This is a genomic window from Sphingomonas sp. BGYR3 (assembly GCF_025153455.1).
In the GTDB taxonomy this organism is placed as follows: domain Bacteria; phylum Pseudomonadota; class Alphaproteobacteria; order Sphingomonadales; family Sphingomonadaceae; genus Sphingomonas.
In genome coordinates, this window is sequence record NZ_JANZNT010000001.1 from 2,316,365 (window position 1) to 2,328,823 (window position 12,459).

16 protein-coding genes are annotated in these 12,459 nt (G+C 70.4%); all 16 read left to right on the top strand.

The window, feature by feature from the left end:
- Window positions 1-16 precede the first annotated feature (16 nt).
- Window positions 17-325, top strand: coding sequence for a DUF6127 family protein (locus NYR55_RS10935; protein WP_260021334.1), 309 nt, complete (start codon window positions 17-19; stop codon window positions 323-325).
- Window positions 313-723, top strand: a complete 411-nt coding sequence (locus tag NYR55_RS10940; protein ID WP_260021335.1) for an HK97 family phage prohead protease — start codon at window positions 313-315, stop codon at window positions 721-723. Before NYR55_RS10935 ends, NYR55_RS10940 begins: the two co-directional genes overlap by 13 nt.
- A gap of 179 nt (window positions 724-902) precedes the next feature.
- Window positions 903-1,859, top strand: coding sequence for a phage major capsid protein (locus NYR55_RS10945; RefSeq protein ID WP_347709672.1), 957 nt, complete (start codon window positions 903-905; stop codon window positions 1,857-1,859).
- Window positions 1,860-1,950: 91 nt separating this feature from the next.
- A complete protein-coding gene (locus NYR55_RS10950) occupies window positions 1,951-2,490 on the top strand; it encodes a hypothetical protein (RefSeq protein ID WP_260021337.1) in 540 nt (179 codons plus the stop codon).
- Entirely contained in the window at window positions 2,487-2,684 is a 198-nt protein-coding gene (locus tag NYR55_RS10955; RefSeq protein WP_260021338.1) for a hypothetical protein, read from the top strand. The genes NYR55_RS10950 and NYR55_RS10955 overlap by 4 nt, the downstream gene beginning before the upstream one ends.
- Window positions 2,681-3,064 carry a DUF3168 domain-containing protein gene (locus NYR55_RS10960; protein ID WP_260021339.1) on the top strand — a complete coding sequence of 128 codons (384 nt, stop codon included), beginning with the start codon at window positions 2,681-2,683 and terminating at the stop codon, window positions 3,062-3,064. Before NYR55_RS10955 ends, NYR55_RS10960 begins: the two co-directional genes overlap by 4 nt.
- A 59-nt stretch (window positions 3,065-3,123) precedes the next feature.
- On the top strand, window positions 3,124-3,531 hold the full coding sequence (locus tag NYR55_RS10965) for a phage major tail protein, TP901-1 family (RefSeq protein ID WP_260021340.1): 408 nt from the start codon (window positions 3,124-3,126) through the stop codon (window positions 3,529-3,531).
- 95 nt (window positions 3,532-3,626) lie between these two features.
- A complete protein-coding gene (locus NYR55_RS10970) occupies window positions 3,627-3,905 on the top strand; it encodes a gene transfer agent family protein (RefSeq protein ID WP_260021341.1) in 279 nt (92 codons plus the stop codon).
- Between the two features lie 95 nt (window positions 3,906-4,000).
- The gene (locus NYR55_RS10975; RefSeq protein WP_260021343.1) at window positions 4,001-4,159 is read left to right on the top strand and encodes a phage tail assembly chaperone; all 159 of its coding nucleotides are present in this window, start codon (window positions 4,001-4,003) and stop codon (window positions 4,157-4,159) included.
- Window positions 4,152-4,715: a tail tape measure protein gene (locus NYR55_RS10980; protein ID WP_260021344.1), complete on the top strand. Its 564-nt coding sequence runs from the start codon at window positions 4,152-4,154 to the stop codon at window positions 4,713-4,715. The genes NYR55_RS10975 and NYR55_RS10980 overlap by 8 nt, the downstream gene beginning before the upstream one ends.
- Window positions 4,716-4,921: 206 nt before the next feature.
- Entirely contained in the window at window positions 4,922-7,228 is a 2,307-nt protein-coding gene (locus NYR55_RS10985; RefSeq protein ID WP_260021345.1) for a DUF2460 domain-containing protein, read from the top strand.
- Between the two features lie 3 nt (window positions 7,229-7,231).
- Window positions 7,232-8,041 carry a DUF2163 domain-containing protein gene (locus NYR55_RS10990; protein WP_260021346.1) on the top strand — a complete coding sequence of 270 codons (810 nt, stop codon included), beginning with the start codon at window positions 7,232-7,234 and terminating at the stop codon, window positions 8,039-8,041.
- 3 nt (window positions 8,042-8,044) lie between these two features.
- Window positions 8,045-8,431: a peptidoglycan endopeptidase gene (locus NYR55_RS10995; protein WP_260021347.1), complete on the top strand. Its 387-nt coding sequence runs from the start codon at window positions 8,045-8,047 to the stop codon at window positions 8,429-8,431.
- Window positions 8,432-8,434: 3 nt separating this feature from the next.
- Window positions 8,435-10,597 (top strand): phage tail protein, encoded by a 2,163-nt coding sequence (locus NYR55_RS11000; protein ID WP_260021348.1) that lies wholly within the window; start codon window positions 8,435-8,437, stop codon window positions 10,595-10,597.
- 34 nt (window positions 10,598-10,631) lie between these two features.
- On the top strand, window positions 10,632-11,141 hold the full coding sequence (locus tag NYR55_RS11005; RefSeq protein WP_260021349.1) for a DUF2793 domain-containing protein: 510 nt from the start codon (window positions 10,632-10,634) through the stop codon (window positions 11,139-11,141).
- Window positions 11,142-11,246: 105 nt separating this feature from the next.
- Window positions 11,247-12,383 (top strand): OmpA family protein, encoded by a 1,137-nt coding sequence (locus NYR55_RS11010; protein WP_260021350.1) that lies wholly within the window; start codon window positions 11,247-11,249, stop codon window positions 12,381-12,383.
- Window positions 12,384-12,459 lie beyond the last annotated feature (76 nt).

Below are 12,459 nucleotides of genomic sequence, written 5' to 3' on the forward strand. Positions count from 1 at the left end.
TTTCAGGAGACAGTCGATGCGGCAGGACGAGATGCTGGCTGCCCTGATCGGGCAGGCGGCGGCCGACGGTGCCGACCTGGCCACGCTGCGCGCCATTGCCGAGGAGGCGGGGGAGCGCGGCGCGGCGCGGGCGCTGGCCCGGCTGGGGATGAGCGATGCGGGCGCAGCCAAGGACATGGCGGAGCTGCGCGAGCTGCTTGGGGCATGGCGCGATGCCAAGCGGTCGGCAGTGAAGGCGGCGGTGGAATGGATCGTGCGGATGGCCGCCGCGCTGCTGCTGGTGGGCCTGGCCGTGAAGCTGGGCTTTTCGGGATGGGTGAAGTGACGGGGGCGGTGCGCTTTGCCGGATATGCGGCGGTGTTCGACGTGGCGGACCGGGGTGGAGACGTGATCCGGGCGGGCGCGTTTGGCCCGGATGCAACCGGGGCGGTCGGGCCGGTGCCGCTGTTGTGGCAGCACCGGGGCGCGCCGGTGGGCGTGATCGAGGCGATCGGCGAGGATCGGCGGGGCCTGCGCGTCATCGGGCGGGTCGAGGTGCCGGAGGTTGCCGCGCTGCTGATGCGGGGCGCGGTCAGCGGGCTATCCTTTGGCTATCGCGCGCGGGCGGCGCGGCGGGGCATGGTGCGGGAACTGACCGCCGTCGAGCTGATCGAGGTGAGCCTGGTCGCCGAGCCGATGCAGCGGCTGGCGCGGATTTGCGCGGTGGAGCCGGCGAGCGGCTGAACCGGCGGACAGGGCGAGGGATTTCGGGGCGTCACCGGGCAGGCCGGCGGCGCCCCTTTTTCATGGGTTTTTGACGGCAGGAGACGACGATGAGCGATGCAATGGTGGCAAGCCTGGACGCGGTCGAGGCGAGCGGGGTGGTGACTGGCCGGCCGATGCTGGCGGGCAATGGCGGCGCGATGCGCGATGCGGGGTTCGGCGCGTTCCTGCGTTCGGGCAGCACCGCCGAGGTGAAGGCATTGAGCGGGGCGACCGGGGCGGAGGGCGGTTTTGCCATCCCCCGCGCGATCGACGAACAGGTGGATGCGACGCTGAAGTCCATCTCTCCCATCCGCGCGATTGCCAGCGTGGTGCGGGTCGGCACCAGCGGGTACCGCAAGCTGGTGGCGAGCGGCGGCTTTGCCTCTGGCTGGGCCAGCGAGACGGGGCCGCGCGCGGAAACTGCGACGCCGGTGTTCAACGAGATCGTGCCGCCATCGGGCGACCTGTTCGCCAATCCGGCGGCCAGCCAGGCGATGCTGGACGATGCCGCGTTCGACGTGGAGGCATGGCTGGCGCAGGAGATTGCCGAGGAGTTTGCCGCCGCAGAGGGCACGGCATTCGTCAGCGGCAATGGCATCAACCGTCCCAAGGGGTTCCTGACCCAGCCGGTGAGCACCGCGAGCGATGCGACGCGGCCGTTCGGCACGTTGCAGGTGGTGCCGACAGGGGCGGCGGGCAGCTTTGGCGATGCACCGGACGAGCGGCTGATCGACCTGATCCACGCCGTGCGCGCGCCGTATCGCCAGGGGGCGGTGTTCGTGATGAATTCGGCGACGCTGGCGGTGATTCGCAAGCTGAAGACGGCCGAGGGTGAGCTGATCTGGTCGCCCGGCCTGGCCGCGGGACAGCCGGCGAGCCTGCTGGGTTACCCGGTGGTCGAGGCCGAGGCGATGCCCGACATCGCGGCGAACAGCCTGTCCATCGCATTCGGCAATTTCCGCGCCGGATATCTGATCGCGGAACGGGCGGAGACGCAGGTGCTGCGCGATCCGTTCACCAACAAGCCGTTCGTGCATTTCTATGCCACCAAGCGCGTCGGCGGGATGGTGAGCAATTCCGAGGCGATCAAGCTGATGCGGTTCAGCGCGGCGTGAGGCGGGGCGGGGGGTGAGGTTCGCCCACTCCTCGCCCCCACCCCAACCCCTCCCCTGAAGGGGAGGGGCTTTTCTGGTTGGGAGAATGCGCATGGACGGGGATTTTCCCGCGCCGGTGATTGCGGCGGCGGGCGCGGCGGCGCGCGAATACTGGCGGACGGGCAGCGGCGAGGCGGCGCTGATCGAGGGGCTGGCGGCAAGCGCGCTGACCCTGGCGGAACAGTTTACCGGCCGGGCGTGGATCGCGCGGGCCGGGACGGCGGTGCTGGCGGCAAGCCCGGCGTGGCAAAGGCTGCCGCTGGCCGGGATGAGTGCGATCACGGGCGTCGAGGGGCTGCCGGCCGAGGGGGCGGCGTTCGCGCTGCCGGTGGAAGCCTATGCCATTGATATCGATGCGTGGGCGCGCGGATGGGTGCGGGTGATGCAGCCGGGCGGCGCGGGGCGGGTCCGCGTCGCCTATACCGCCGGGGTGGCAGCGGACTGGGCAGCTCTGCCCCCGCCGATCGCGCAGGGCGTGGTGTTGATGACCGGGCATCTGCACGACCATCGATCCGTCGGCATGGCGCCGCCCGCCGCTGTCGCTGCGCTGTGGCGGCCATGGCGGATGCTGACGCTGGGGGCCGGGCGATGATGGCGCGGATCGAGGCGCGGGCGCGCGCTGCGGCCGGGCGGGCGGTGGATGCGCGGCTGCGGGACATTGCAACGGCGCTGGATGCGTTGCCCGGCGTGCAGGCGAGGGTCGAGGGCGAGGCAGTGGTCGCGCGCGGGCGCGGGCTGTTGCGGCGATGGCTGACCGACGCGGACGTGCGGGAGGCGGGACGATGAGCGCGGCGGCGGTGCTGAAGGGCGCGGTGGCGGATGCGCTGGCCCCGTTGGGCGTGGCGGTGCTGGCCGCGCCGCCGGGCCGGGCGCTGTTCCCGCACCTGATCCTGGAGCGGCCCGTGCTGGCCGACTGGTCAGCGCGCGGGTGCGAGGGACGGGAAGGGCGGATCGCGGTGCAGGTGCATGCGCAGGGTTCGACGCCCGATGCAGCCGAGGCGATGCTGGCTGAGGTGGAGGCGGCGGTGCTGGCGCTGCCGACCCAGCTGACCGGCGACTGGCGGCTGGTGGCGCTGAGCCTGACGCGCAGCCGGATGGGACCGGGGGGCGAGGGACGCTGGATCGGGCTGGCCGAGTTTCGGGTGCGGATGGTGCGGGGGATTTGAATCTTGCGGCACCGGACGGTCGAGCGGACCGGTGCTGTTGAGCAACAAGGAGAAGGATCATGGCGGCTGAGCGGGGCAGTGCGTTTTTGCTGAAGGTGGGGGACGGGGCGACGCCGGTGGCGTTTACGACCGTGGCGGGGCTGCGCACGACGCAGCTGAGCATTTCGGGCGAGCAGGTGGCGATCACCAGCAAGGATTCGGGCGGGTGGCGCGAGCTGCTGTCGGGCGCGGGCACGCGGATGGTGAGCGTGTCCGGCGCGGGGGTGTTTACCGGATCGGCGGCGGAGGCGCGGCTGCGCGCCAATGCGCTGGCTGGCACCATCGACGATTACCGCCTGAGTTTCGAGAGCGGCGAGACGATGACCGGCCGGTTCCTGATCACGCGGCTGGAGTATGCCGGGGATCATAATGGCGAGCGCAGTTATACGGTGAGCCTCGAGTCCTCTGGTGCTGTGGTGAGCGCGTGATGGGCGGAGAAGGACGTCCGTCCCACTGCCCCACCCCCGTCCCCTCCCCTGAAGGGGAGGGGGGTTTTGGAGCGAATCCGGGTCGGGGGGAGGCCGTGCTGCGGGTGGCGGGGGTTAGCCTGGTGGTGCGGCCCAGCTTTTCGGCGCTGGTGGCGGCGGAGCAGGAGTTGGGGCCGCTGTTTGCGCTGGTCGAGCGGGCGGCGGAGGGGCGGCTGGCCATTGGCGAGATGGTCGCGCTGTTCTGGCATTGCCTGGCCGAGCGGCCGGAGGGGATGACGCGGGACGGCTTTGGCGAGGCGGTGGTCGCGGGCGGCGTGGCGGCGGCGACCCCGGTGCTGAGGACGCTGATCCGGCAGATCCTGGCGGGGCGGTGATGGGCACACAACCCCTCCACCACCGGGCTGCGCCCGGCGGTCCCCCTCCCCGTTCCGGGGAGGTTTTTGCAACCGGTGCAAGGCGGCTGGCGGGGATGATGGGCGCGGCGTTCGGGTGGTCGCCGGATGCGTTCTGGCGGGCGACGCCGGACGAGGTGGCGGCGTTGGTGGAGGCGGCACGGGGCGAGGATGCGGGTGCGGGCGTGGATCGTGACACGCTGGCCCGGCTGATGAAGGAGCATCCCGATGGATGAGGAAATCGAGCGGCTGGTGGTGAGCGTGCGCGCTGATACGCGGGGCTTCGCCGCCGATGTGGCTGAAATGCGCGGTGCGCTGGACGGGCCGCTGGCGGCGGGCGTGGGCCGCGCGGGGCGGGCGATCGAAACGAGCCTGTCACGGGCGATCCGCACCGGGCAGCTGGGGTTCGACGATCTGCGGCGCAGCGCGCTGGCGGTGCTGGGCGAGATTGCCGATGCGGCGCTGTCGAGCGGGCTGGAGGCGCTGTTCGGCGGCGGTGCGCGCGGTGGCGGGGGGCTGGGCGGCGCGCTGATCGGCCTGATCGCTGGAGCACCGGGGCGGGCGACGGGCGGCCCGGTCAGCCCGGCGCGACCCTATTGGGTGGGCGAGCGCGGGCCGGAGCTGTTCGTGCCGACCGCCAGCGGGACCGTAATGCCGACGGGCAGCGCCGGTCCGCGCGAGGTGCGGGTGGCGATCACGGTGAACGCCGGGGTTGGCATGGACGGGCCGCGGGCGCTGGAGCGGTCCAGCCGGCAGGTGGCACGGGCGGTAAGGGCGGCGCTGGAGGGGTGAGAGACGGGGCGAGGTCAATCACCCCTCACCCAGCTTCGAACAAGCCGCGCTGAACAGGGGCGATCAGGTCGCCGCGACCACCATGGACGACCACGAACCCCCGTGAGGGGAGAGGGATGTTGGGGATAGAGGCGGGTGGTTCCTGCACCTCTGCCCCACCCCAACCCCTCCCCTGAAGGGGAGGGGCTTTAGAGGACATCATCATCATGGGGCATTGGTTGATGCGCGGGCGGACCGTGCAGGCCGAAGGCGTGCTGACGCGATTCGATCCGGCCTATTGGACCGTCAATTTTCCGCGGCCGATGATGGCGGCGGTGACGACGACGGCGTGGGATGCGTTGCGGGTCGATTGCGCGTTCTATCGCCGCAGCGACCTGGCCGGGCTGATCTGGGCGGCGGAGGACCGGTTCGACCATCCGTTGCTGGCATATGAGACGGCGCGGGATTTCCGCCGGTGCGTGCTGTCGTTCCGCTGGCGGTCGGGCGGGCTGATCCCGCTGGATGCGGTCAACGGCCCGGTGCTGACCATCGAGGGGCGGGATGCGGCCGGCGTGGCCCGTGCCTGGTATGTGCGACTGTGGAATTATGCCGAGGGCGCGCCGGAGGATGCGCGGGTGACGCTGGATTTTGCCGCGCTGAACGGCGGGTTCCTGTTGCCGGACGAGGCGGACCCGGTGTTCGCGGGCGATGTCGACCGGATGTTCGTGTCGCTGGTCCCGCCGGGATATGCGGAGGCTGGCGGCGATCTGCCCGAGCCGGTCGAGGGCTGGGCGGAGCTGTCGGACATAAGCTGCGAGGGATCGGGCGCGGTGCTGGCCATTGGCGAGGCGATGGTGCCGGAACATGGGCTGAGCATCTGTTCCGGATATGACGACAGCTACAACCTGACGCCGGAGCGGGTGCTGCGCAATGCCCTGCACCTCGGTTATCGCGGCAGCATCGTCCATTATGTGGGGATGAGCCATTATCCGCGGCTGTTGGCGGCGGACAGCGGGTTTCAGGCGAGCCTGGCGGGCGGGGCGGTCAACGGGCCGTGCATGGGCTGGCATCGGGATTTCGCGCGCCGGGCCAAAGCGCTGGGGTACAGCGTCATCTGGTCGCTGAGTTACGAATTGTTTGACGCCTATTGCCCGGCCGAATGGAAGCAGCGGACATGGGATGGCAGCCCGGCACTGACCGGATGGGTGCCGCCATCAACCTTGCTGTCGCCGGCTAATTCCGGCGCAATGGCGTATCTGCATGCGGTGGCGCGGGCGTTTGTGGCCATTGCGGTCGAGGCCGGGATGCCGGTCCGCTTTCAGATCGGCGAGCCATGGTGGTGGGTGTTTCCCGGCGACGGGCGGCCGTGCCTGTACGACGATGCAGCGCGGGCGGCGTTCGGGGGTGACCCGCCGGAGATCGCAACGGTGCGCGGGCCGTTGAACGCGGCGCAGGTGGCGCTGCTGGATCAGGCGGGGGCGATGCTGGCGGCGAGCACGGCGGCGCTGGGGGTGGCGGTGCGCGATGCGGCGGCGGGGGAGGCCGAGCTGTTGCTGCTCGCCTATCTGCCGCAGGTGCTCGATCCGCTGGCGCCGGAACTGAAGCGGGCGAACCTGCCGCTCGGCTGTGCCAGCCCGGCGTTCGATGTGCTGCAGCTTGAGGATTATGACTGGGCGGCGACGGGCAATACCGCGCTGACCCGGCGGGGCGTGGCGGCTGCAGAGGTGCGGCTGAACTATCCCGCCGACCGCCAGCATTATTTCAGCGGGTTCGTACTGCGGCCGGAGGACGAGCGCCAATGGGCGGCAATCGACGCGGCGGCAGAGGCGGCGCGGGCGCGGGGGGTGGCGGAGACGTTCGTCTGGGCGCTGCCCCAGGTGATGCGCGACGGGTTCATCCATTTTGGCGAGGGGGAGGGTGCGATGGTGCCGTTCGACGATGTGCGCTTTCCGATTGCGCTGGGGCGCGAAGTGGAGGTGAGCCCGGAACATTCGACCGAGGTGCTGGAAAGCAGCAGCGGACATGAGCAGCGCAATGCCAACTGGGCATCGGCGCGGACGCGGTACGATGTGGGGCCGGGGGTCCGCAGCGAGGCGGACATTGCGATGCTGCTGGAATTCTATCGCGCGCGGATGGGGCCGGCGCGGGGGTTTCGGCTGAGCGATCCGTTCGATTGGCGGACCGGCACGGGTGATGTGGCGGGGCCGATGGATGTGCAGATCGGGACGGGCGATGGCCAGACGCTGCGGTTCGCGCTGGTCAAGCGGTATGGCGATGTTGCGCGGCGGATCACCCGGCCGGTGGCGGGCAGCGTGCGGGTGGCGGTGGCGGGGGCCGAGACGGCGGCGTTCACGGTCGAGCCGGGCGGCTGGGTGGTGCTGGATGCGCCGCCGCTAGAGGGGGCCGGGGTGACGGCCGGGTTCGCGTTCGATGTGCCGGTCCGCTTTGCCGAGGACCGGCTGAGCGTCAGTCGGGCGACATTCCGGGCGGGCGTGGCACCCAGCGTGCCGATGATCGAACTGCGCGAGGCATAAGCCATGGCGGGGCTGGAGGATGCGCTGACCACGCTGGCCTGGTGCTGGCGGATCGAGCGGCGGGACGGGGTGGCCATCGGCCTGACCGGGCATGACCGCGACCTTTTCATCGACGGGCTGACCTATCGCGCGGCGCCGGGGATGGTGCCGGGCGCGATCGAGCGGCGCGCCGAGCTTGACGGGGAGGGGATGAGCGTTTCCGGCGCGCTGAGCCATGCGGCGATCGAGGCTGAGGCGCTGATCGCCGGGCGGTGGGACGGGGCGCGGGTGCGCCTGTTCGCGGTGGACTGGACCGATCCGGAGGGCACGCAATGGCCGCAGGGCGAGGGGACGATCGGGGCGATCGACACCGGCGCGGGCGGATTTTCGGCGGAGCTGAACGGTGTTGCGGCGGCGCTGAACCAGCCGGTGGTCGAGGCGACGAGCGCGGGATGCAGGGCGACCCTGGGCGACCGGCGGTGCCGGGTGCCGATGGCCGGGCGGCGGATGATCGCGCGGGTGACGAGCATGGCCGATGGCCGGTTGGCGATGGATCGGCCACTGGGCGCGCCGGGCCGGTTTGCCCAAGGGAGGCTGCGCTGGATCAGCGGCGGCAATAGCGGCATCGATCTGCCGCTGGCGGGATCGGATGCGGGCGGGGTCACCCCGTGGAGCCCGCCGCGATACCCGGTTGCAGGCGCGCTGGTGGAACTGATCGAGGGGTGTGACCGGCGGCTGGCGACCTGTGCCGGACGGTTTGGCAATGCCGTGAACTTTCAGGGCGAGCCGCATCTGCCGGGCATGGACCTGCTGACCCGATATCCGGGGGGATAGGTGATGGAGGAGGTGCTGGGCCGTGCCCGCGCGCTGATCGGCGTGCGGTTCCGGCTGCATGGCCGCGATCCGGCGACGGGGCTGGATTGCGTGGGGCTGGTCGCGCTGGCGATCGCGCGGCCGGACGTGGGGCCAAGGGGTTATGCGCTTCGCATGGATGATCCGATGCGGGCAGCAGGGTGGGCGGCGGCCGCGGACCTGATGGCGGGCACGGGCGCCGCGGGCGAGATCGTGCTGCTCAGGCCCGCCGCCGGGCAGCTGCATCTGGGAATCGCCAACGGTTCGGGCGGGATCGTTCATGCCGATGCGGGGCTGGGCCGGGTGGTCGAGCGGCCGGGGCCGCTGCCCTGGCCCGTGCTGGCGCGGTGGCGGATCAAGGGGGAGGGATAGGGCATGGCGACATTGGTGCTGACGGCACTGGGCACGGCGATCGGCGGGCCGGTGGGCGGTGCGATCGGCGCGGCGCTGGGGCAGGCGGCGGACCGCAGCCTGTTGCCCGGGCGGCGGCGGGAGGGGCCACGGCTCAATGACCTTAAAATCCAGACTTCCAGTTACGGCACGCCGATCCCGCGCCTGTTCGGGACGATGCGTGTGGCAGGCACCGTGATCTGGGCCAGCGACCTGATCGAGAACCGCAGCACATCGGGCGGCGGCAAGGGCGGGCCGCGCGTGACGCAATATAGCTACAGCGCCTCCTTTGCTGTGCTGTTGTCGGCGCGGGCGATCAGCGGGATCGGCCGGGTCTGGGCGGACGGGCGGCTGATCCGGGGCGCGGCGGGCGATTGGAAGGTGCGGACGGGATTCCGGCTGTATCAAGGCGATGCGGACCAGATGCCCGACCCCCTGATCGCCGCAGCGGAAGGGGCGGCGCAGGCCCCGGCGTGGCGAGGCCATGGCTATGCGGTGTTCGAGCAACTGGACCTCAGCGAATTCGGCAACCGCATCCCGTCGCTGACCTTTGAAGTGATTGCCGATCCGGAGCCGGTAGCGACGGGCGCGGTGCTGGCCGCGCTGTCCCACCGGCTGGGGGCGGAAGGTGCCGGTTCGGCGCTGGGCGGCCTGGCGGTCGAGGGCGCGAGCATTGCCGAGGCAGCGGGAGAGATCGCGGCGATCACCGGTGGCTGGTGGCGCGAGGGGGACGGCAGGCTGATCCTGTGTGCGGGCAAGGGCGACGGCGGGGAGCGGATGCTGACCGACCATGGCTGGCGCGCGGCGGGGGCGGGATCGCCGGGCCGGCGGAGCATGACGCCCGCCGACCGGATGCCGGGTGCGGTGACCATCGCCCATTACGATCCAGCGCGCGATTATCAGACAGGGGTACAGCGGGCAGCGCGGCCGGGCGCTGGCAAATCGGAACGCCGCATCGCCATGCCGGCCGCCATCGGGGCGGACGCGGCGCTGGCGCTGGCCGAGGCGGCGATGGACCGGGCGATGGCCGAGCGCGAGCGGCGTTGGATCGGGGTGACGGCGGATGCATTGACGCTGAACCCCGGCGACCGGGTGCGCCTGTCGGGCGAAGCCGGGCTGTGGCGGGCGGCGGCGGTGACGATCGAGCGGAGCGGGCGGCGCGTCGAACTGGTCCGGATTGCCGATGCTGCCGCGGTGCCTCTGCCCCTCGCCGATCCCGGACGGGTGCATCCCGACGACGACCAGGTCCATGGGCCGACCGTGATCGCGGCGTTCGAACTACCGCTGGATCAGGGCAGCGGCACCGGCGTGCCAAGGCTGGCCATCGCAGCGTCGGGGACGGAGGCGGGGTGGCGATCCGCGGCGCTGATGACCGCGGCACCGGGCGGGGCGTGGCAGCCATTCGGCGGCAGCGCGCGGGCAGCGGTGATCGGGCGGGCGGTCGTGCCGCCGGGGCCGGCGTGCCCCCTGTTGATCGATTGGCGGAGCGCGGTGATCGTCGCGCTGACCCGCCCCGGCGACATGGTGCGCGATGCAGACATAGCGTCAGTGGACCGCGGGGAGAACCTGGCCCTGATCGGGGATGAGCTGATCCAGTTCATGCGCGCTGATCCGCTGGGCGCGGGGCGGTGGCGGCTCACCGGCCTGTTGCGCGGACGGCGCGGCACGGAATGGGCGATGGCAAACCATGTGGCCGATGAACCCTTCTGCCTGATCGAAGCCGATGCACTCGCCGTCATCGACCTGACGCCCGGTGCGATCGGCAGCGACATCGATGTTGCAGCCCAGGGCGTGGGCGATCCCGACCTGGTGCGGGAAAGGGTGGCGATCGACGGTCGGTCCGTGCGGCCGCCGTCACCGGTGCGCGCGATCGTCAGCACCGGCGCGGATGGCGACATCGTGATTCGCTGGACCAGGCGCAGCCGGACGGGGTGGAACTGGATCGACGCGATCGATGCGCCGCTTGGCGAATCGGCAGAGCGATACCGCGTGACCATCCGCGATTCGGTTGGCGCGACCAGTGTTCACGACACGGGGGTGCCGGAACTGAGATTGGGTACCGACGGCCGGCCCCGGCCCTGGCACATCGAGATCCGCCAGATCGGCGACCTGGCGGCGTCGACGCCGATGTCCCTTGCCCTTTCATGACCGGCGGCAGGATCGACACGATGGGAGATGAAGGATGAGCGACGACCAAACCCCCCGCTGGGCCATGCCGATGCTCCACCCGGGCCAGGCACAGAAGGAGATGACGCATAACGAGGCGCTGATCATTGCCGATTTCCTGATTGCCGGAATTGTCGAGGGCAGTGCAGGTGCGCCGCCGGTTGATGATCCCGCGCCCGGAGCGGGGTGGATCGTTGCTGCATCTGCGAACGGGGACTGGACCGGGCAGGCCGGGCGGATCGCCTTCTGGAGCGGGGGCGGATGGCGCTTTGTCGACCCGGTGCCCGGCATGGCGTTATGGGATCGTGCAGCCGCACAGGTCATCCGGCTGGGCGCGGCAGGATGGGAGGCCGGACAATGGCGCGGTCACGTGATCGACGAGGCGGGGAACCGGGTGACGGGCGACCGCCAGCCGGCCATTTCGAACCCGGTCGGTGGCACGGTGATCGATCATGAAGCGCGCGCTGCGATCACCAATTTGCTGGCCGCGGCACGCACATACGGCATGATTGGTTCCGCGGAATAATGTGTCTTTCGCGCAACACACCGCATATTTGTTCGCTTGCACGGAAACTTACAGCGGAGTAGAGGGTTTGCGCTGTCCGTAGGACAACCATGAAAGGGGATTACAATGCGGAAGCTTGCCGTCACATTGGCGCTTGCATCAACCGCGCTGGCCACTCCCGCCCTTGCACGCGACAAAGCGTGGTATGTGGGCGTGGAAGGCGGCGCGATGATCGTCGAAGACATCGACTATGACATCGCAACCGGCAACGGTGCCACCGCTACCGTTGATAGCGACTATGGTTACGACGCTGGTGCCACGGTCGGTTACGACTTCGGTCCGGTCCGTCTGGAAACCGAAGTCAGCTATCGCAGCGCGACTGCCGACGAGTTCACCTCGTCGACCACCACCCCGGCGTTCAACGCGGCGGGTGCGGTGTTCAACGCGCCGGCTGGCAGCTACAGCCTGGGCGGCCGCACGAGCGCGCTGAGCTTCATGGCCAATGCGCTGCTGGACTTCGGTGCTGACGATGCCGTTCAGGGCTTTATCGGTGGTGGTGCCGGTGTTGCCCGCGTCAAGGCGAGCGACAATCGCCTGAACGAGAACGGTGCGTTCCTCGACAACTCCGACACGGTGTTCGCATGGCAGGCCCTGGCCGGTGTGCGCGCCCCGCTCAGCGATAATGTCGATGTGTCGCTGAAGTATCGTTTCTTCAACGCCGACAACGTGTCCTACTCGGACATTCAGGGTCGTCAGTTCGAAGGCCGGTTCCGCTCGCACTCGCTGCTGGGTGGCCTGACCTTCAACTTCGGTGCGCCGACGCCGCCGCCGCCGCCGCCGCCCCCGCCGCCGCCTCCCCCGCCGCCTCCGCCGCCCCCGCCGCCGCCTCCGCCGCCTCCGCCGGCAGTGGTCTGCACCCCGGGGCCGTACATCGTGTTCTTCGACTGGGATAAGTCGGATATCACGCCGGAAGCCGCGAGCATCCTGGACAACGCGATCACCAACTATCAGTCGTGCGGCAACGCGCAGGTGATGCTGGCTGGTCACGCCGACAAGTCGGGTTCGGCCAAGTACAATGTGGGTCTGTCGCAGCGTCGCGCTGACGCGGTGAAGGCTTACCTGTCGGGCCGTGGCATCGGCGAAGGCGCGATTTCGACGGAAGCGTTCGGTGAAAGCCGTCCGCGCGTCGACACCGCCGACGGTGTCCGCGAACTGCAGAACCGCCGGGTGGAAGTCACCTACGGTCCGGGTTCGGGCAACTGATCGACCGGTAACGGACGAACAAGGATCGGGGGTCGGGAAACCGGCCCCCTTTTCTTTTGCGCGCGGCAGGGGCGTT